At 40.4% G+C, this 18,729-nt stretch carries 21 protein-coding genes and 1 pseudogene; 11 read left to right on the top strand and 11 right to left on the bottom strand.

Annotation, left to right across the window (positions count from 1 at the left end):
• Positions 1-4: 4 nt before the first annotated feature.
• Complete coding sequence (nth, locus tag VF06_RS11715; RefSeq protein ID WP_099066482.1) at positions 5-676, top strand: endonuclease III; 672 nt, start codon at positions 5-7, stop codon at positions 674-676.
• A 174-nt stretch (positions 677-850) separates the two neighbouring features.
• A complete protein-coding gene (gene rpsN / locus VF06_RS11710; RefSeq protein ID WP_099066464.1) occupies positions 851-1,153 on the top strand; it encodes a 30S ribosomal protein S14 in 303 nt (100 codons plus the stop codon).
• A gap of 85 nt (positions 1,154-1,238) precedes the next feature.
• Here rpsN and VF06_RS11705 read toward each other — a convergent pair whose 3' ends face one another.
• Positions 1,239-1,568, bottom strand: coding sequence for a DUF8822 family protein (locus VF06_RS11705; RefSeq protein ID WP_099066465.1), 330 nt, complete (start codon positions 1,566-1,568; stop codon positions 1,239-1,241).
• A 96-nt stretch (positions 1,569-1,664) separates the two neighbouring features.
• Here VF06_RS11705 and aat point away from each other — a divergent pair, with 96 nt between their 5' ends.
• From aat to VF06_RS11685, 4 genes are all read left to right on the top strand, one after another.
• The gene (gene aat, locus VF06_RS11700) at positions 1,665-2,240 is read left to right on the top strand and encodes a leucyl/phenylalanyl-tRNA--protein transferase (RefSeq protein WP_099066466.1); all 576 of its coding nucleotides are present in this window, start codon (positions 1,665-1,667) and stop codon (positions 2,238-2,240) included.
• 211 nt (positions 2,241-2,451) lie between these two features.
• Entirely contained in the window at positions 2,452-2,934 is a 483-nt protein-coding gene (locus tag VF06_RS11695) for a hypothetical protein (RefSeq protein ID WP_143861659.1), read from the top strand.
• 61 nt (positions 2,935-2,995) lie between these two features.
• Positions 2,996-3,736: a hypothetical protein gene (locus tag VF06_RS11690; protein WP_099066468.1), complete on the top strand. Its 741-nt coding sequence runs from the start codon at positions 2,996-2,998 to the stop codon at positions 3,734-3,736.
• Positions 3,737-3,757: 21 nt separating this feature from the next.
• Positions 3,758-4,477, top strand: a complete 720-nt coding sequence (locus tag VF06_RS11685) for a chitin deacetylase family protein (protein ID WP_099066469.1) — start codon at positions 3,758-3,760, stop codon at positions 4,475-4,477.
• Between the two features lie 281 nt (positions 4,478-4,758).
• Here VF06_RS11685 and VF06_RS11680 read toward each other — a convergent pair whose 3' ends face one another.
• Genes VF06_RS11680 through VF06_RS11670 form a run of 3 tightly spaced genes read right to left on the bottom strand, consistent with a single transcriptional unit; the run spans position 4,759 to position 7,081 of the window.
• The gene (locus VF06_RS11680; protein ID WP_099066470.1) at positions 4,759-5,322 is read right to left on the bottom strand and encodes a Uma2 family endonuclease; all 564 of its coding nucleotides are present in this window, start codon (positions 5,320-5,322) and stop codon (positions 4,759-4,761) included.
• An 11-nt stretch (positions 5,323-5,333) separates the two neighbouring features.
• Positions 5,334-6,140 (bottom strand): DUF3598 family protein, encoded by an 807-nt coding sequence (locus VF06_RS11675; protein ID WP_099066471.1) that lies wholly within the window; start codon positions 6,138-6,140, stop codon positions 5,334-5,336.
• A gap of 38 nt (positions 6,141-6,178) precedes the next feature.
• Positions 6,179-7,081, bottom strand: a complete 903-nt coding sequence (locus VF06_RS11670; RefSeq protein ID WP_099066472.1) for a cell division protein FtsX — start codon at positions 7,079-7,081, stop codon at positions 6,179-6,181.
• Between the two features lie 296 nt (positions 7,082-7,377).
• Between VF06_RS11670 and def the strand changes: the two genes are divergently transcribed.
• The 4 genes and pseudogenes from def to VF06_RS39110 form a co-directional block, all read left to right on the top strand.
• On the top strand, positions 7,378-7,941 hold the full coding sequence (gene def / locus VF06_RS11665) for a peptide deformylase (protein WP_099071858.1): 564 nt from the start codon (positions 7,378-7,380) through the stop codon (positions 7,939-7,941).
• 10 nt (positions 7,942-7,951) lie between these two features.
• Positions 7,952-8,155, top strand: a complete 204-nt coding sequence (locus tag VF06_RS11660; RefSeq protein ID WP_099071859.1) for a hypothetical protein — start codon at positions 7,952-7,954, stop codon at positions 8,153-8,155.
• Positions 8,156-8,694: 539 nt separating this feature from the next.
• Positions 8,695-9,495, top strand: a complete 801-nt coding sequence (locus VF06_RS11650) for a PD-(D/E)XK nuclease family protein (RefSeq protein ID WP_099071861.1) — start codon at positions 8,695-8,697, stop codon at positions 9,493-9,495.
• Positions 9,495-9,584 (top strand): annotated as a pseudogene (locus VF06_RS39110) (IS5/IS1182 family transposase); the annotation flags it as partial. The gene VF06_RS11650 and the pseudogene VF06_RS39110, both read left to right, overlap by 1 nt.
• Positions 9,585-9,630: 46 nt before the next feature.
• On the opposite strand, the gene VF06_RS11645 reads toward VF06_RS39110, so the two are convergent.
• The gene (locus VF06_RS11645) at positions 9,631-10,458 is read right to left on the bottom strand and encodes an ABC transporter permease (protein ID WP_099071862.1); all 828 of its coding nucleotides are present in this window, start codon (positions 10,456-10,458) and stop codon (positions 9,631-9,633) included.
• Between the two features lie 460 nt (positions 10,459-10,918).
• On the opposite strand from VF06_RS11645, the gene VF06_RS11640 reads away from it, so the two are divergent.
• On the top strand, positions 10,919-11,458 hold the full coding sequence (locus VF06_RS11640) for a DUF3172 domain-containing protein (RefSeq protein ID WP_099071863.1): 540 nt from the start codon (positions 10,919-10,921) through the stop codon (positions 11,456-11,458).
• Between the two features lie 70 nt (positions 11,459-11,528).
• Here the strand turns inward: VF06_RS11640 and VF06_RS11635 are convergent, their stop codons facing one another.
• From VF06_RS11635 to VF06_RS11610, 6 genes are all read right to left on the bottom strand, one after another.
• Entirely contained in the window at positions 11,529-12,428 is a 900-nt protein-coding gene (locus tag VF06_RS11635) for an AMIN domain-containing protein (RefSeq protein ID WP_099071864.1), read from the bottom strand.
• A 268-nt stretch (positions 12,429-12,696) separates the two neighbouring features.
• Complete coding sequence (locus tag VF06_RS11630; protein WP_099071865.1) at positions 12,697-13,206, bottom strand: hypothetical protein; 510 nt, start codon at positions 13,204-13,206, stop codon at positions 12,697-12,699.
• Positions 13,203-15,419: a cation:proton antiporter gene (locus VF06_RS11625; RefSeq protein WP_099071866.1), complete on the bottom strand. Its 2,217-nt coding sequence runs from the start codon at positions 15,417-15,419 to the stop codon at positions 13,203-13,205. The genes VF06_RS11630 and VF06_RS11625 overlap by 4 nt, the downstream gene beginning before the upstream one ends.
• A 533-nt stretch (positions 15,420-15,952) precedes the next feature.
• The gene (locus VF06_RS11620) at positions 15,953-17,242 is read right to left on the bottom strand and encodes a cation:proton antiporter (protein ID WP_099071867.1); all 1,290 of its coding nucleotides are present in this window, start codon (positions 17,240-17,242) and stop codon (positions 15,953-15,955) included.
• 229 nt (positions 17,243-17,471) lie between these two features.
• A complete protein-coding gene (locus VF06_RS11615; protein WP_099071868.1) occupies positions 17,472-17,906 on the bottom strand; it encodes a hypothetical protein in 435 nt (144 codons plus the stop codon).
• 87 nt (positions 17,907-17,993) lie between these two features.
• Positions 17,994-18,710 (bottom strand): GDSL-type esterase/lipase family protein, encoded by a 717-nt coding sequence (locus VF06_RS11610; protein WP_180267588.1) that lies wholly within the window; start codon positions 18,708-18,710, stop codon positions 17,994-17,996.
• Positions 18,711-18,729: the final 19 nt, after the last annotated feature.

Genomic DNA, 18,729 nt, shown 5'->3' with positions numbered 1-18,729 from the left:
GGCAGTGGGGAGTAGCAAAAAGCAAGTTTTATCTTTAAAGCAACGGGCGGTAGAAATTCTGTTGCGTTTGAAGCGTCTTTATCCAGATGCAACTTGCTCTTTGAACTACTCAACACCAGTGCAGTTGTTGGTGGCCACAATTCTCTCCGCTCAGTGTACTGACGAGCGAGTAAATAAAGTGACACCAGCATTATTTAGTCGGTTTCCTGATGCTGAGAGTTTAGCGATCGCCGACTTAGAAGAGTTAGAAAATTTAGTGCGTTCCACAGGATTTTATCGCAATAAAGCCAAGAACATTCAAGCGGCCTGTCGGATGATTGTCACTGAATTTAACTCTGTTGTTCCCAACCAAATGGAACAGTTATTAAAACTTCCAGGCGTGGCGCGGAAAACAGCAAATGTAGTCCTCGCTCACGCTTATGGCATTAATGCTGGCGTGACCGTAGATACTCACGTTAGTCGCCTCAGTCAACGTTTGGGTTTAACTGAGCATACAGACCCCATCCGCATTGAAAAAGATTTAATGCTTTTATTACCGCAACCAGATTGGGAAAATTGGTCAATTCGGCTAATCTATCACGGTCGTGCTATTTGCAAAGCCCGTTCTCCTGTCTGCGTTGCTTGTGAACTTGCCGATTTATGTCCTGCTGCAAATAAGCCAGTGGTTGTAGGGTAAGGAAAGACGTGGGGACGCGGGGAAGGAGAGACGCGGGGATGTTAAGCAAAAATTCCTTTTGCGCGTTCTTACCTCCTCTTTTGTTTGTATTCAAAATCCAAAATGGTATAACCTAGAATTGAAAACAAGACGGTAGAATGGAAAATGCTGTCTTTAAATTAAGTTAGAGAATATATGGCAAAAAAGAGCATGATTGAGCGCGAGAAAAAACGCGCTAAATTGGTAGAAAAGTATGCCCAAAAGCGGGAAGCTCTCTTGGAAGAGTTCAAAAGCACAGAATCTCCCCTTGATAAGCTAGAAATCCATCGGAAAATTCAACAGTTACCCCGTAATAGTGCGCCCAGCCGTCGCCGTAACCGTTGCTGGTTGACTGGTCGTCCTAGAGGTGTTTACCGTGATTTTGGACTGTCTCGGAATGTGCTGCGGGAATGGGCGCATGAAGGTCTTTTACCTGGAGTAGTGAAGTCCAGTTGGTAAAAAGTTATGAGTGATGAGTTATGAGTTATGAATAAAGACAAGCTTAACTTCTAACTTTTAACTCCTAACTACTAACTGTCAGCTGTTATTGACCGCAACACTTATCAATACCCAGACTTTCTAAGAGTAGATCGCTAACGGCGTTGGCGATCGCAAACTCTCCATAAAAACTATTGGAAAAATCATAGGACTGCATCTCTGTGACTATGGCGATAACCAGAGAACCAAGGTCGTTTTCTCCTTCCATTCGTTGGCGCACAAAAATCTGTGCGGCTCGTTGAGCAATTTTTTGGTTAACTGCTTCTGGGATAAATTCTGTATCTAGCCACCGCAACAGACGTTCTCGCAACCATTCACCTTCGAGTTGCGGATTTTGAGGGCGTGGTAGGGTAATTGCTGGAATTGGTTCAGTCATATTTTTTAAACGCAAAGGAACGCTAAGGAAATCGCAGAGGAACGCAGAGAATGACTGCTAGTATCAAATTGCGTTCTTTTTGTATTTTTGATATTTATGCAATATGATATCCCTGCTATTGTTCAAGGTTATGCTCAAGGCTATTTTCTCATGGCTGATGAGAGCGATCGCCTGAATTGGTACGGAAGTCGCGATCGGACTTTCATACCCTTGGATGAGAGGTTTCGCTACCCCAAATCTTTGCAGCGCGTTCTCAATCAAGAACGTTTTAGTGTAGCGGTTAATCGCGATTTTCAAGCTGTGGTGGCTGGCTGTGCTAACCGCGAAGTCACTTGGATTTCACCAGAATTGCAAGAGATTTACTGGCTACTTTACCAGAGTGGTTATGCTTATAGTTTTGAAACTTGGCAAGGTGACGAACTAGCCGGGGGAATTTTGGGAATTGTGATTGGTGGTGCTTTTATTGGCGAGTCGATGTTTTATCGGATTCCTGATGGTTCCAAGGTAGCGATGGTTAAGTTGGTAGAAAGATTGCGCCAGAGGAAATTTGTCTTTTTTGATGCCCAAATGATGAATCCCCATTTGGAAAGATTTGGTGCTTATCGAGTTGGGGATGAAGAATATCAAGGTTTACTTAAACAAGCATTGCATTGTCGTTGTTTATTAGTATAAAAAGTAACGTTTTTATAATTTTTTATTGAAGTACATAACTATACTAAAAATTTACGTATAATAATTAGTCAACCTCTATTAACTACCAGGGGAAAGAGCAGTTGTATCATTAAGCCTGGGCTAATAGAATGCAGCAAATTGGATTTAGCTTGAAAAGCTCTGTCAAAGATCATTGGAGATGTCAAATGTTTTTAGTGAGTACTAGAGTCTGATGATGGAGCAAATTTCGGAGAATCAAATTGAAAGCTCTAATAGTCAAGCTGAGGAAAATGAAACCTTCAGCAAGAAAAAGCAAGTTTTACTGACACAAGTGCAAGAGTTTCGGAATACAAAAATCAGTAAACTGCGTGGCATCAATCATTGGTGGAATATCGGCTTAACAGTCGCTGGTATAACACTAACTTCACTCACTACAGTTTTGGGTGTGATTGACAATGAAGCCCTCAAAGTTTGGATAAAAATTGGCGTAGCTTTATCTGGTTCAGTTGCCGTTGCAGCGCAGTCAGCAAATAGAGAATTTAAAGTTAAAGGAAAAGCAGGTGAATATACTTTGATTGAGGCTGAATTGAAAATCCTTGTAGATAAAGTGTCCAACATCGAAAATCAAACCGATTTTAAGACACTAGAAGGTGAATATCATAATTTATTGAGGAGAGCAGCAAAAGCAGAAGCTCAAGTTTCTGAAAAAGACTAGAAAAACAAAGTATCAAAACGTCAATTTACAAAAATTAAAGTATGAAAAAATTGCAAAAAATATGTTTAATGTTTCATCATTTGAAATAAATTTATACATATTATCCTTAGTTCCGTTGATAGGTCAAAGTGTTGCTCTATCTTGGATGGAGTTCACATTTATAGGAGGTTTGATAGGTTTATTTATTGGAATAGCTCTTAACAAACCATTGATGTATCTTTTTTTCAGCTTTGGTGGTTCTCACGGAAATATTTTTTCGAGAAATGCAGGAGATTTTATGTTTCTGCTGATGAGCATTATGCCGATAGTATCCCCCATTTTAGGAATCGGAGTCGGTGTATCTGTGTCTCAAAGCATTTTTCTCACTCAACTTGGCATTGCCAGAGATATCTCTTGGATTTTAATCACCAGCTTTGCACATTTTATTCCTACGATTCTATACTCAGCCTTATTCCATGTCCCTACGCTTCTTAACTTTGCTCCGGGAAATTCCAGCATCCTTAAAAAAAGGATTGAAAGGGGAGTAAGTATACTGATATTTGTTGTCTGGGGAAGTTTAATTGGATTAGCTCAATGGTTATTAATCAGAGAGCATTTTAGTGATTCACTTCTATGGTTTTTCTTAAGTGCATTAGGCATTTCAGTAGGTATTTTTATTGGTAATTTCGTATATTTATTTTTAGTTATAATTTTTGGTAGAGGAAGTGTTATGGGAGTATTTTATTCTATTGGTTTAATTGCTCTACTTCCATATAGCTTATTGACAGGAATGCTACTAGAGTTTCTTGTGAAACGTAGCTGATAAACTGAATCAAAGCATATTATGACGGATAGTATTTTCGTAATTAGCTATACTTTACTAGCCTTATCTTTGATAATAATAATTATAATTATAGCTTTATTTATTTTTCAACCTAGATGGCTATTTTTGATTATCACTTCAACATTTACAGATGTGGTTTACTTTACTGAAACCACTCAAAAAATTATTGCACTTACAATAGATGATAGTCCTGAATCCAATACAACACCCAAAATTCTTGAGGTTTTGCAACACTACCAAGCACGAGCGACTTTTTTTATTATTACTGATAAAATTAAAACAAATGAGTCTATTGTTTCACAGATAGTTGACCAAGGTCATGAGCTAGGAAATCATCTTACCAAAGATGAACCAAGTATTAAGTACTCACCACAGGAATTTGAAGCAAACTTACTTGAAGCTCACAACATACTTGCTCAATTCACTATGCCTCATTGGTTGCGACCTGCATCTGGATGGTATAATCACACGATGGTTAATATAGCGCATAAGTATGGATATAGAGTTGCTTTAGGCTCTATATTTCCACTTGATACTCATATTCACTCATCTTGGTTTGCATCAAATCACATTTTATTGAATGCTCGTCCAGGTTCAATAATTATTTTGCATGACAATGGTCAACGAGGTGAAAGAACAGCATTAACCTTGAAAAGAATTTTACCTGAACTTTCTAGAAGAGGCTATCGCCTTGTTACACTTTCAGAACTTCTTTCTTAAGAATTGATAATAGTTGTTGCATAATCAAGCAATCTAACAAGTCATTGCAGCATAATAGTGCGAGATTATCTGTTAAGTGTCGAAAATTGTTTGTGATGGCTCCAGTTTACCGTTACCCTGCTGAAATTGTTGATGAGGCTAACAGTTAAAAAGTTGTCTATCTTCATCTTCACTTTTCATTAACAGGTAGCTGAATTATGCAGAAGACATTACTCTCACACGGATAGGGCGATCGCCAACTTATGTCTGATAATATTAATCAGGAAACAGCATAACTACAATCACTCCAGCAACCAGCTAAATAAACCTTCTACTGTTAAGCTGAAATCTTGAGCAAACTCTGGGACTGGTAACTTTGCTTCTAATTCTTCGTAAACATTAGTTGCTTGGTTTGGCAAGTAAACAAACACAGATTTTTCTTTAGGATCTATCAACCATCCCATCTGAGTTCCATACTTGAGACAATGCAAAATATTTTTGATAACTTTAGTTTGACTTTGGTCGGGAGATAAAATTTCAATTGTCCAATCTGGGGCAATTGAGAAGACGTTAGCAATTCCACCATTTTCTTGACGAGGAATTCTCTCCCACATAAATACAGAAATGTCAGGCACAATCGAGCGATTTCCAAATGTACAGCGAAGTTCGCAGAAAGCGCGTGCAATTTTTTGGGGCTTTACGATTAAATTAATTGCTGGTGCTAACTCAGTTTGAATTGCGCTGTGTTCTCCTTGTGGCCTTGGTTTTTGGATGATACGCTCATCAATATATTCACTTGCAGGTTTTGTCTCTGGCAAATTTAGGAATTCTTGGAGGGTAAGAAGTTTAGTAGGGATTTGTACCATTTAAGGTTTCCTTACACCCTTTGTTCGGTAACTAATGTCAGGCTAACCCATTCGCCTTTGTCGTTATAGCTGCGAATCATTCGCTGGCGGAGATTTGGCTGGATTAACCAACCGGCTTCTAAAAATAAAGGTTGACGCAGTTGCACTTTGAGTGGTGAAGTTGCAGAACTGCCATCAGGTAGGAATAATACTTGTATCTGCTTTTCGGGATTTTCATCAAAGAGAACTATGGAATCTTTGATGGTAGCAGTTGAAGTAATTGTGCGTTCTGCAAAAGAAGTACTTTGAATTAATCGTCCAGCGTTATCTAATTGTAATTTGAGAGTTGTAGAGTAAGTATCAGGCGATCGCAAATCTCGATATATTGTCACTGCCTCACCTTGCCATTCTCCCAGCAAATCATTTAACTGCAAAGGTGGACGTTCTGCTGCTGGGGTTCCGGCTAGATGTTCTCGAATTAGAGTTAATCCACTGAGATTACCTGTTCTATCAAATAATTGCACCAGACGCAAGCGGCGATTTTCATGGACAAAAGCCAGTTCCCCACCAAATTCAGAAAACGGCCCAATCTGAATTAAACCTTCAGAAAACGAACCATTTTCAAAAAACAGCAAACCTCCCCCCACAGAATTAAATTCTCTAACTAAATCTCGTCCAGAACGAGTTAGAGTCAGGCGCACTGTTTGGCTACCGTTTAATTTTTCCAGACAAAGACGGCTAGGAGTATCGTTAACAAGCGTACCTTGGGGAGAAAAATTCGTGAATGAACCTTCCCAAACACCAAGATTTTCTAAAAAACATTCCCATTGCGATTTCATAGCAATTTCACCCTTTCTCCTTTACCCATGCCCCATGCCTATCTTTTCGCAAAACATCTGACAGCAAATAAGCTTCCCATTAATCCTACCGTGCCACCGAAGCTCAAGAGAATTAGGGGCAATAATAAAATTTGGGCTGGAGTGAGTTGTATGCCGTTGGTGATTACTTGGATAAACTCTGGTTGATTGGCTAGCAATTTACCGAGAAACTGTTGAATTAGAGAAATGAAACTCCAAGCGATCGCACCACCAACGAAACCAAAGGTAATTCCTTGTAAAATGAACGGCAGGTAAATCCAAACAGAAGTTGCTCCCACAAGTTGCATAATTTCAATTTCCTGGCGTCGCGCCATGACAATCAAGCGAATTGTGGTAGTAGTCACAGCGATCGCTGTTACAGTCAAAATAATCGTAATTGTTAATGTAATCCAGTTCAAACCCCGGTGCAGCTGGGCAATGCGTTTAACTGCTTCATCGATATACTGCACCGTATCAACTCCCTGTAACTTAGCCAGTTGGGTTGCTAAAGTTGGCACAACTTGAGAGTTACGTGCTTTCACTTTAATCTCATCAACCAAAGGATTCTCCCCTAGCTGCTGGGTAACACCTTCAATATCAGAAATTTTCATTTCCTTAACTAACTTAGTCCAGGCTTCCTCCTTAGTAATAGTTTGTATCGCTGCTACCTCTGGGATTTTTGCTATCAACGGCTCAATGCTTTGGCCTTGCATATCCGGTTCGAGATAAACTGATACTTCTAGCTGGCTACCGAACTGATAGAGAAGCTTTTCTACTTGCCAAGAGGTTTGCAAACTCAAACCGAATAAAAATAACAATACCGTCACAGTACTGACAGCTGCCCAATTCATCCAACCCCCCCGGAGTAAGCCGAGAAAAGTTTCTTTGAGCAGATAGTCAAGTTTCGTGAGAGATTTCAACACAAATTACCCCAGGCAAAAATTCAGAATTCAGAATTCAGAATTCAGGAGTCAGAATAGGGTTTTCTACGAGATGCTACCGCGTAGCTTGCTTCCCCGTAGGGGTACGCCCCCCTGCGCTTACAGAATTCAGAATTTATAATTGATAACTCACAATTCAGAATTCAGCACTCCCCACCTCCCCATCTCCCCACCTCCCCATCTATCTCCCCACCTCCCCATCTATCTCCCCACTCCCCACTCCCCAGCTTGATAGAATTAAGGTAGTAGGAATTTTCACCATCTAGCCATCAAGACTCATGCCTTCTGAAATTGCTGTCGAGAAAAAAAAATTAAAAAATCCGCCTTTGGAGCTTCATTATTTAGGCGATCGCGTGCTGCGTCAAGCTGCAAAGCGCATTTCTAAAGTTGATGACGAACTCCGCCAAATAGTGCGCGAAATGCTGCAAACTATGTACAGTAAAGATGGTATTGGTTTGGCTGCACCCCAAGTGGGAATTCACAAACAATTAATTGTCATTGACCTGGAACCAGATAACGCAGCGAATCAACCCTTGGTGTTGATTAACCCCGTAATCAAACAGGTGAGCCGTGACATCTCCGTTGCCCAAGAAGGGTGTTTAAGTATTCCCAATGTATATCTGGATGTAAAGCGCCCTGAAGTGGTGGAAATCGCCTATAAAGACGAGTATGGTCGTCCCCAAACTTTAAAAGCCAATGACCTCCTTGGACGCTGCATTCAGCATGAAATGGATCACCTCAATGGAGTAGTATTTGTAGACCGTGTGGAAAACTCCTTGACTTTGGCCCAAGAGCTGTCTAAGAATGGCTTCTCGTATCAAGCGGTGAAACCAGTAGCATAGGGGGCTAGTAGTGTATTTAACTCCAAAAAGCGGTTTGTTTCTGGGTGGTTGTTGCATAAGTGCGATCGCGGCGGTGGGTTCGATTTTTGAACTCAGTTACGGACAACCAGATTTCGGTGTCACAACCACAGCAATTATCCTCGCATTAAGCATTCCACTCACAGGTTTATTTTTCTTTGCCGCAGTGAGGGACGCAAGGGCTAACATGAAATAAGCATCAGGTACATAAAAAAGGTAAACGGATGAACTAAGAATACTCAATTCATCCTTTTACCTTTTATTTTTGTTCTGTATCTTCTACTGCTCCTAAGGCTTTGAGCGTCATTAACTGTGGTGGGGTTAAGCCTGTGACTCCAAAATTTTTGCGACGCTAAAAACCTTGGATTCTTGCATCTAGTGGTCTGCCAACCCAAAAATGTTAGGTGGAGGTTGGGTAAAGGTTAAAGGGAAAAGGCTAAGGGATAAAAAACCTTTTCCCTTTCCCCCTTCCCCTTTGCCCTTTAAAGAGCCAAGTCACGAAAGCGAACTTGGTGGTCTGCTAACCCAAAAATGCGCTTCTTTCGGGCTATTTAAAGGTGAAGGGGTAAAGGATAAGGGATTTAAAACCTTTCCCCTTTCCCCTTTAAAGAGCGAACTACTAGTTAACTACGAGGTACAATCGAACAGAGATAGCTGCACATACTCTGCTCTCCTTGGAACTGCATTCATCAAGTTTGGGAGGCTTGCCAATGACCCCACCCGACATATAGAAGGATGCTATCAACTACCACTCAACTACTACGACTCTCTCAAGGACAACTCAACTTACTAGAAGCTTGTCCGCGTAAATTCCAACACACTTACTTAGAACAACTCAATTCCCCTGCAAATCCCGAACACGAGGAACGGCAAACTTTGGGTAGCCGCTTTCACCTGCTGATGCAGCAGCGAGAAATGGGCTTACCAATTGATAGTATTCTCCAAGCAGATCCTCAATTGCAAAGGTGGATGGCTGGTTTTACAGATGCAGCCCCAGAAATTTTAATGTCTGCAACAGACAATCAAACTTTTCGTGAAAGCGAACATTACCGCACTCTGCAAATTCAAAACTATTTGTTGACGGTTGTCTATGATTTATTGATTGCAGATAACCAACAAGCACAAATTCTCGATTGGAAGACTTATCCGAAACCACTTCATAAGCGCAAGTTAGAATCTAATTGGCAAACACGCCTTTATATGTATGTTTTGGCTGAAACTAGCGCTTATTCACCGGAAAATATTTCCATGACTTACTGGTTTGTTCAATCTGAAGGCAAACCGCAAAATATTAAATTTACTTACAATACTGCTCAACATCTAAAAACAGCAAAGAAGCTTAAGCAGCTGTTAAATCAGTTAACTGATTGGTTGGAGGATTATCAAAATAACATACAGTTTCCCCAAGTGCCGGAGGGCAGTAAAATTTGTGATTATTGTACCTTTGCCAAGAGGTGCGATCGCACAACAGTCACTGAAGAAACTGCGAATGAATCTTTGCTGAATCTTGAGAGCATTCAAGAAGTTTCACTTTGATTTTATCCACACCCAAGGGATTTAGTCATCCGATAGATGTAGATTTACGAGAAATATTGAATGCTATTTTCTATGTGCAATGTACCGGATATCGGTCTACATACAACTGTCTATAGCTACTTTCCCAAATAGCATTTAATCCTGCTGGTGAGCAAATTTATAAGCACCCCAAACAGAAAGAGCGATGGCGGCTGCTAACAAAATCGGTATGCTATACCAAGGAAACTGAGACAAGGGTAAATGAGCAGCCGCACGTAGTCCGATGCTGGCGTAGGTTAAGGGTAACAAGTAAACTACTACTTTCAGGGCTGCTGGTAATGTACCAGGGTCAAAAAAGGTCGCTCCTAAAAAAGACATGGGGATAATTATAAAGTTATTGTAGAGTCCTACTGATTCGAGCGATCGCACACTCAATCCTACAATCACTCCCAACCCTGCAAATACAGCACAATTGAGTACAAGTAAAACTAAAAATAGCGGATTCAAAAAATTCCAATTTCCAGTCAACAGTACCGCTACTAAAATCACCGAACCTGATGTCATCAACCCCCGCACTACTCCCGCCAACATTTTGCCGATGTGTAATGCTAACGGATGTATAGGAGTTAACAATAATTCCTCGAAAGTTTTACTAAATAATCTGTCTCCACAAATGGAAAATGTCGTCCCCCCAAAGCTAATGGTCATTGACGACAGCGCTACCATACCTGGTAATATAAATTCCAAATAGTTGTCATAGTTACCACTAATTCCTGAGCCTGGTTTGATGGAACTACCCAAACCTAAACCAAAAGCTAAAATATATATCAGTGGAGATATTAACCCTGATGCAGCAACTTGCACAACTCTAGCACGTAAATCTAGCCAATCTCCCCAAAAAATAGTTAGACTATCAGCTAGGAGAATTTGAAATTGCGAAGTTTTGAAGCTCTTGCCCGATAGTAAGGCTTTTTGAAATTTCACTTGCTTTGAGTTAGGTATTGAAATTGTATTCAAAGTTAATTTACATTGTTTGAGACATCAAATACTAGGGGTGATAAAAATATCTGCATAGAAAAATATGTCATGAAAATAATTTATCCAAATTTATAGATAAGATGACTAGCTAGTTAATGTAAATTAGAACTGTCACCAACTAACCTTGAAATTGCATTCAGAAATTTAAATAAGACTTACGCAAAATCATGAAAAAACTAACCGCAAAGGACGCATTCGCGCAGCGTCTCGTCAGAGAAGGACACAAAGGGATAAGAATTTCAGAGAGTTATTGCGTAAGTCCTGTTAAATAATCTGCTATTGTTGTCATTTAAGAAGAAAATTTTCACAAACTCCCACACAATTACAGTTAAAACTAGGCATACTGAAAGAGGTAGAAAAATTTAGACTACTCCTGCTCAATTGACGTGAAGGTGATTAAGCAACAATGAGACGTAAATCGACTGGTAGATCGGCTACTACTTCTAGACCCTCTAATTTTCAATCCCCGATGTTTAACCTCTTCACTATCGCAATTATGGGAGGGGTATTGATTTTGGGAATTGGAATCGGCATTGCTTTTAGTTCTACAACCACATTGGCACCATCAAATGTCGCTTCTCGTGAATTTATTGATACCAAAGCACCGAACCCTGAGATCTGCGTGCAGTATGGAGCCAGTGCTATGGTGATGGACGCTAGGTTGTTCGTAACTCTCAACCCCTTCAATGTCTATGTTTCTCAGCCGAGTATGCGTCCTGGATGTGTTATCAGACAAAATAACTGGGCAATTTTAGAGCAGCGTCGCTTGGTGACATCTGAACAGGTAAGGGATTGTAAGAATCGCTTAAATACCTTTGGTTTTACAGGTAATTTGGATAGTGATAACCCTGATATTAGATGCATATATCAAAATGAAGCTGCTCAAAACTTCTTCACAGCTCAACCAGGGGCAGTGGGAACACCCCAGGAAACCGATAGATTTTAGATTTGGGTATGGGGAGTGTTGACTGGAAGCAAAGGCTTGAAATCCAAAATTTATATCATCTTCCCGTTTCCTACCTACCCTTGGGAAGGGGTTGCCCAAACTCAATAACTTGGGGGTTGGGAACGTTAGGGGTTGTGGGGAGTGGGAATTCAGACATACCGAAATTAGGAATACTATTCAACGTACTGGGTTGATTTGGGAAAGAAGGAGGGGGAAGAATAAAACTTGGTTGTTGAGGGGGTGTATTGGGGGTGAGAGGAGGTACGGTTACAAAGGGTTGATTTGAGTTAGTAGTGCTTGTTGAGGGTAGCTGATTCGATATAGGCTCAATTGTGAGTAAAGGTGGTTGTGAGTCGGGAGTAAGTACGGGTAAGTTATTAGGAGATTGAGAGTTAGTAGTAAGTACGGGTAGGTTATTAAGGGATTGTGAGTTAGTAGTAAGTACGGGCGGCTCAGTAGGCGGCTTTTGGGGTGGTTTTTTGGCTGGAGGTGCTGAATTTGCTGGTTTTACAGCAGTACTTTTACCAGAAATAACAGGACGTAATACCCAGCGAGTGGGGTTTTTTCGAGAAACTGGTTGCAGTTGTACCTTATTGGCATTTAAAACAGTTCCCGGTGCTAAATCTAGAACAATGCGTGTAGCGTTTTCATTGAGTTGAGAAACACGAATACTTTTGATGACTCCAGAGTAACTTTGTTGGGTGGTAACATCACCTAACTTAGTATTAGGTAAATCTACAACCAACCGGGGTGGTTGGGCAAGGTAGAAATAACGAGGTGTTGTGGGTGTTGAAAGAGTGATTTCGAGTTGCTGTGTTTTCGGTGAAAAGCGCCAATTATCTAGTTTTGCCACTGCTGTTACAGCAATGGAGGAAGTTTCAAAGGCGATCGCTGCATAAAAACCGAATACACTGAAACTCAGTAACTTTTTGCTCCAGTGGCAATGCCAGGTCTTTAATCTGTGAGCCATTGTTAATTATGCCTTTAATATTAAGTTCTGAGGAATTTCTAGTATAAGCTCAGAATTAAATTATACTTTTGCCTTTTTATTCCTCAGTTGCCACTATAAATATATACACTCGATGGGCTGGGTAGGTTAAAAAAGTGAGTGGGGGATGAGGGAGACAAGGGAGACAAGGGAGACAAGGGAGCAGGGGAGATGAGTTTTTCCCCTCTACTCCTCTGCCCCTGGAGTCCCTGGAGCCTCTTCTGCCCAATGCCCCATGCCCAATGCCCTTTTAATGACTGTTAGACTTTTGAGATTTTTCCTCAACTTTTTCTGGCACGGCAGTAAATTTTAGAGGTTGTGGGATGTCATTGAAAGTTAATTGCCCTGGTATACTGGCTCCTTCGATTAGTTGCATTTGAATTTTGACTGAGTTGAGAGGATCTTTCTGGGATTGAGGGATATTGCAAAGAATCGATGTGTTAACTTTGCCGGATAAATTCAACTGTTGATTTTTCAAGATGCCGATGAGGGGATGCTTTTGGTTAATATCGGCGTTGGCGTTTGCCGATAATACAGAGGCATTTAAGTAAATACCTGACTGCTCAACGTTTAATGTCAAGGTGTCTGATTTTCCACAGTTGGGCAAATTTTCAGCTAGTGTTAGACGATAGCGATCGCTCAGTAAAAAAGGAGCTTTGAGATTTTTTTCTCCATAGGCAGTTACGGTTTTAAACAGTATTAGTACTGAACTGATGGCTACTCCGTAAAAAGCTAAGGATTTGAAGTTGAAGTGATTCATAATTTCAATTCCTGAGTTGTTGGCTGTTGACTACTAACTTCAGGAAGCACGGAAGCTAGATGAGCTGTGACTTGGCTGTAGCGCCTGGTAATCAGCAGGGAAGAACGGCATTGAATGGCTAATTGGTCTGTATATCTTCCCAAGGTTTGCCGCTCAATACCCCAAGTGCGACTGGTACCAGCGATGGTCAAGTCTACATTTTTTGAAGCTTCCACCACGGCTTGGATAGGATCTGCGGCTTGGACAAATTTGATTTCTATGCGATCGCGTACACTAGTTGGCAATTGCTCCATCATGATGTCCAATTCGTAGCTCAATTCTTCCTGGAGGCGATTTTCTGGTAAAACGTGTAAAACTTGCAACATGCAAGTTTCATGGTTGATCAGCAGTCTCAAAGCAAGTATTAATGCTAAATCGTCGTGGATGTTTGCAGAATAAGGTACTAACAAGCTTTCTAATCGCTCGCTTCCCCGGTCTACAAATACTGCTACATCCACTGGCGCAGTGGTAAGAATTTGACCGACTCTTCCCCCTAAACGGTTGCTACTAAAGGCTGGGCGATGCCATCCTACAAGAATTAAATCTACTTGGTCTAGTGCAGCAATTTGGGCTGTTTCCCGTGCAACATTGCTAGATGTGCGAACAATGGGATGCACGTAGGAGCGTGTTTGTGGGGGTTCGAGAGTATTAATTAATTCTTCTAGTTGCTGGCGGCGCTGGGCAATTAATCGGTCTGCTTCAACTGGGGTACTTTCAAAGGCATAGTCTTCTTCAAATTCAATTAAGCTGAGGGGATGCACAACAGCAGATTGTTGATGGTTAAGAGCAATTGCCACTGCCAACTGTACTAAGCCCTTTTGAGTATTGGGATTAGCCACTGGTACTAAAATCCGGTAGGGACGAGTGTAAGTTAAATCTTCAACAGTGGTATCTTCTCTACCTAAATGTGTTTCGGTCTCTGTTTGCAACTCTGGTTCTACAACATCTAACCGGATGAGTTTTTTCGGATATGTCCATTCCAACAATGGCGAGGTCATAAATGTAGTTACCAGCGCCATAATTACTAGCATGGTAAATACTAAAGGGGAAATTACTCCTAATTCCAGACCAATATTTAGCACGATCAACTCGGTTAAACCGCGAGTATTCATTAACCAACCGAGTGCCGAGGCTTCTCGTTTATTAATGCCACTAACACGAGCTGCAATGTAAGTACCAAAATATTTACCTGCGATCGCTACTGCCAAAACCAATGCACACAACAGCCATAATTCTGGACGATTTAGCAAGCCAATCTGTGTCCGCAAACCACTGTAAGCAAAAAATATTGGCAGCAAGAATATCAGCACGAAATCTTCGGTTTTTACTGCCAATTCCCGTACTAAATCTTCATTTTTGGGCATTGCTGCTCCCAGTAAAAATGCTCCAAAAATGAAATGAATGCCTATTAATTCAGTGATTAATGCGGATGCAACCACCCCCATATAAATCCCAGCCAACAGCAATTGGCTGAGGCGTCCCGCACGTTGGTAATGTTTGGCAAGACCTTCGAGAAACCAACGCCCCAGGGTTAGCATGAAGCCGATATAAACTATGCTCTCAATAATGGTCGGTACTGCACCAGCAAAATTGCCAGTACGAGCAACAGCTATAGCTACTGCTAATAAACACCAAGCTGTGACATCATCCACCGCTGCACAAGTTAACGCTAAGGTTCCTAATCGCGTTCCTTGTAAATTACTCTCAGTTATTATTCGCGCCAATACTGGAAAGGCAGTAATGGACATTGCCGCACCCAAAAATAAAGCGAAGGCAGTAAACGACACACTAGCGTTGGAAACCAGAGGATAAAGCACCACCGCTAGTAATGTTCCCAAGGAAAAAGGCACCAAAATACTGACATGAGAAGTTAAAACTGCCACTTCTAGCTGGCCGCTGAGGTATTTTGGATTTAGTTCTAATCCAATCAGAAACATGAAAAATATTAGTCCCACTTGAGACAAAACATTTAGAAAAGGAATAGTTTCTGGTGGAAATAAGGTAACTGCTACATGGGGAGCTACTAAACCAAATAAAGATGGCCCAAGCATAATCCCAGCGACAATTTCACCAATTACCAGTGGTTGCTTAATAGAACGAAATCCTAGCCCTACTAGCCGTGAAAGTCCAATAACAATCAGTACCTCAACCAGAACGAGAATAACTGTGTGCATGGTTTCCTCAAAAGTAACTATCTGGTTTCCCTAAGATAATTGTTTAAAAGATTGGAAAATGTCAACCCCTATTCTTACTGAGAGATTCCACAAACTCCAAATTTTAAATTGCAAATTCAGGGATTAATCGCTGTCTCAATCAATTTATAAGCTTGTAAGTTTAATTATGAATTAAGAACTATCCGTCAAATTTATCAGATACACTGAAGACTAATTTTCTCTGATTTGTGATGTAAGTTACTGTTAATCCAAGATAACAATATGAGTTCTTGAGGTCACAATACAAGGAAGAAACGAAGAGAATAACTCCCAATACGGTTGGGTTAAAGGGGAAAGGTTTCAAATACATCCTTTACCCCTTAACCTTTTCCCAGACCACAAGGGAAGTTTATACTGCTGATCCCAACCGTATTGGAATAAACCCCAAATCTTCTAAAGACAAGGGTTATTCTCAGTCAACAATCAACAGTTAACAGTCAACACTCAGTAATTTGCTACAGTTACTATCAGGAATTAATTCTTTATAGATGTGCTTAAACGGTAAATTTTTCATAACTTGTACCGTGCAACAAAAAGGCCACTAAGGGCGATGCCATCAGTGTAGTGACTATCGCCATAATAACCATGATAGTGAATAAAGTGGGGGTAATTATACCTTGTTCAAGACCAATATTCAGGATGATTAACTCCATTAAACCGCGAGCATTCATCAGAGTACCGATAATTGCTGATTCCCGCCAATTTTCTCCTGCTAATTTTGCGGCTAACATACAAGCAATGCCTTTACCGATAACTGCGATCGCTACAATTAATATGGTAATTCCCCATAATGCAGGGGTGTTTACTAATCCAATTTGTGTATTCAATCCAGAAAAAACAAAAAATATCGGTAGCAAAAAAGAAGTGGTGAAAAATTCTGTATATTGGCGAATTTGTTGGGCGAATTCCCCCCGTGGCGTGACTGCTCCCAACACAAATGCACCGAATATTGCATAGATACCTGTGATATCAGTAAACCACGCACAAAACATCAAAACTATCAAAAACAAAGTTAATGTTTGTCTGCTCACACCTGCATCACGTTTTGTGATGTTTGTGAAGACTTTAAGTAAACGTTGCCCGATAAAAATTGCAAATAGAATGTAGCAAATACCACCACCAATTGCTAAAATGGCGATATTGATGGAATTTTTCACGCTAGCAAGGACGATGGCCAGCAAACACCAAGCAACTCCATCATCCACCGATGCTGCACCTAAAGCCAAAGTCCCAAAGCGAGTTTGCGCGAGTCCGCGTTCGTAAAGAATGCGAGCTAACATCGGAAAAGCGGTGATTGTCATCGATGCACCCAAATATAAAGCTGCTGACCAAGGCACTACTTTTGGTTGAAAGAAATTGCCATTTTGATATAAGAAAAAAGAAGCGATCGCTCCTAAAATAAAAGGAGTAATAATCCCAGAAGCGGATAATAAACCAGCACTTTTGATATGATGTTTTAAAAGTTTTGTATTAAACTCTAAACCAATCAAAAACATATAAATTGCCAATCCAATTTGACTGATAGCATATAAAATCGACATCGATGGATTGGGTATTTTATCTCCTAAAGCAGTGATAATTGGCAGCTTAGGAAATAACCATTGTTGAAAATTTGGTGCAATCAAACCTAAAAGCGACGGACCTAACATCACACCTGCAATCATTTCGCAAACAACATCAGTTTGTCCCAGATAGCGGCGTCCTAAAATCGTAACTATGCGACAAGTCACTAAAATTACTGTCAGTTGCAGAAATAGCTGAATAACCAAATCAAAATTTGACATTGTACTTTATTGAGCAGAAATTAAATCTGAGTCAGGTAGATAATAATACAGATATATTTTTTTAGCACAGTAATGCTCATAAGTGCCAAATACAATACAAAATAGGGTAGCAACACTGTGCTACCCTATTATTATCTGTATTCTATTATGTTAAAAATTGCTTCAAGACACTGCTACAGACATAAGTATTTAGAAACGTAGATAAAATGTAACTATTAACAATTAAAAATTACAACCACTCTCCACCCCGGAAACGCCAACGAAGAAATACGATTCGCATTAAGCTTTGGGAAGTAATAAAAACTGCTAACCAGACAATGCTATAGTGCAATAAAAAATCTGTTGGTGAGAGTTCTTCTTTAGGCAAAGGTATTGGTAAAAAGCCAAAAACTTTGATTCCACAAAACACAAACAATAATTCCCAAATACCAGCTAACAGTTGATATACTGCTGGCCAATCTCTGTCCCAACGGAATTTTTGCAGATAGTTATAAACTACATCCCAACCCAAGCCAAAGATGGCGATGTAACCAAGTATCCAAAAATAAACTGAATTAGCACCAGAACCAATCAAACCCATTGCAAAGGGTAAAGATACCAGTATGCCTACAGTTGCAAGTAATAATAATCGAGTTTGCCAGCGACCTAGTAAAGTTGGTGTCATAAGAGTAATTTTAGATTTTAGATTTTAGATTTTGGATTTTGGATTGAAGCTAAAATCCAAAATTCAAAATCTAAAATTAGCATGGTTTTAAGTGGTAACCAAACTTAGAGAATGATAACTTGCAAGAGCATCCCAATTGATGACATCTTCTAACAAAGCTTGATAACCTAGTGTGTTGGGATGAAGTCCGTCATCACTCAAGCGTTTGAGTCGCCAAGCTTCACTGCGTTCCATCCACATATCAAAAATATCTAAATAGGGAATTTGTCGTTTCTCACAAGCAATGCGAGTTGCTTCTTTGTAGCGGTACTGATCGCTATGATTATAGTAAAAGCAATCTAAAAATGGCATTTTAGCTTCATCCACTGGCACCATGCCGACAAACAACACAGGACACAGTTGTTGTGCTAAATCCAACAGAGAAGCGATTTCTTTTTCAAATACAGCAAAATCTGTGTAACTTCGTCCATCAGGACGCGCCAAACGAGCTGAATCATTGACCCCTACTGATAAAATAATCAAATCGGGAACGCGATTTCGTAGCTCACCGCGATGGCGAAATTCAACTTCTAGCCTTTGGGCTACTTGTTGCGTGCGATCGCCCCTGACCCCTAAATTATAGAGAACGTGACCCGCACTATCCGGCAACATCCACCATCGCCGTAGTTGCTCAATCCATCCCCCTTTTTCCGGGTCGCCAAATCCATATATTAAGCTGTCCCCCAGTGCGACAATCTTCATAGGCTGCAAGTGTTTTGGTGGTACAGACAGCTGCATTGAGGAAGATACTGAAAAAGTTTGCATTTAAGAACTATATTTTATA

This window comes from Nostoc linckia z4 (genome assembly GCF_002608075.1).
GTDB classification, from domain to species: Bacteria; Cyanobacteriota; Cyanobacteriia; order Cyanobacteriales; family Nostocaceae; genus Nostoc; species Nostoc linckia.
This window is presented reverse-complemented; position numbering and strand designations above follow the sequence as displayed.

Bases quoted from the DNA above. Each gene is read 5' to 3' on its own strand.
- VF06_RS11685 (WP_099066469.1), top strand. From the start codon at position 3,758: ATGACGGATAGTATTTTCGTAATTAGCTATACTTTACTAGCCTTATCT.
- VF06_RS11630 (WP_099071865.1), bottom strand. From the start codon at position 13,206: ATGAATCACTTCAACTTCAAATCCTTAGCTTTTTACGGAGTAGCCATC.
- VF06_RS11680 (WP_099066470.1), bottom strand. From the start codon at position 5,322: ATGGTACAAATCCCTACTAAACTTCTTACCCTCCAAGAATTCCTAAAT.
- VF06_RS11640 (WP_099071863.1), top strand. From the start codon at position 10,919: ATGAGACGTAAATCGACTGGTAGATCGGCTACTACTTCTAGACCCTCT.
- aat (WP_099066466.1), top strand. From the start codon at position 1,665: ATGCAATATGATATCCCTGCTATTGTTCAAGGTTATGCTCAAGGCTAT.
- VF06_RS11695 (WP_143861659.1), top strand. From the start codon at position 2,452: ATGATGGAGCAAATTTCGGAGAATCAAATTGAAAGCTCTAATAGTCAA.
- rpsN (WP_099066464.1), top strand. From the start codon at position 851: ATGGCAAAAAAGAGCATGATTGAGCGCGAGAAAAAACGCGCTAAATTG.
- VF06_RS11610 (WP_180267588.1), bottom strand. From the start codon at position 18,710: ATGCAAACTTTTTCAGTATCTTCCTCAATGCAGCTGTCTGTACCACCA.
- VF06_RS11690 (WP_099066468.1), top strand. From the start codon at position 2,996: ATGTTTAATGTTTCATCATTTGAAATAAATTTATACATATTATCCTTA.
- VF06_RS11675 (WP_099066471.1), bottom strand. From the start codon at position 6,140: ATGAAATCGCAATGGGAATGTTTTTTAGAAAATCTTGGTGTTTGGGAA.
- VF06_RS11635 (WP_099071864.1), bottom strand. From the start codon at position 12,428: ATGGCTCACAGATTAAAGACCTGGCATTGCCACTGGAGCAAAAAGTTA.
- def (WP_099071858.1), top strand. From the start codon at position 7,378: ATGCCTTCTGAAATTGCTGTCGAGAAAAAAAAATTAAAAAATCCGCCT.
- VF06_RS11625 (WP_099071866.1), bottom strand. From the start codon at position 15,419: ATGCACACAGTTATTCTCGTTCTGGTTGAGGTACTGATTGTTATTGGA.
- VF06_RS11705 (WP_099066465.1), bottom strand. From the start codon at position 1,568: ATGACTGAACCAATTCCAGCAATTACCCTACCACGCCCTCAAAATCCG.
- VF06_RS11650 (WP_099071861.1), top strand. From the start codon at position 8,695: ATGCTATCAACTACCACTCAACTACTACGACTCTCTCAAGGACAACTC.
- VF06_RS11620 (WP_099071867.1), bottom strand. From the start codon at position 17,242: ATGTCAAATTTTGATTTGGTTATTCAGCTATTTCTGCAACTGACAGTA.
- VF06_RS11615 (WP_099071868.1), bottom strand. From the start codon at position 17,906: ATGACACCAACTTTACTAGGTCGCTGGCAAACTCGATTATTATTACTT.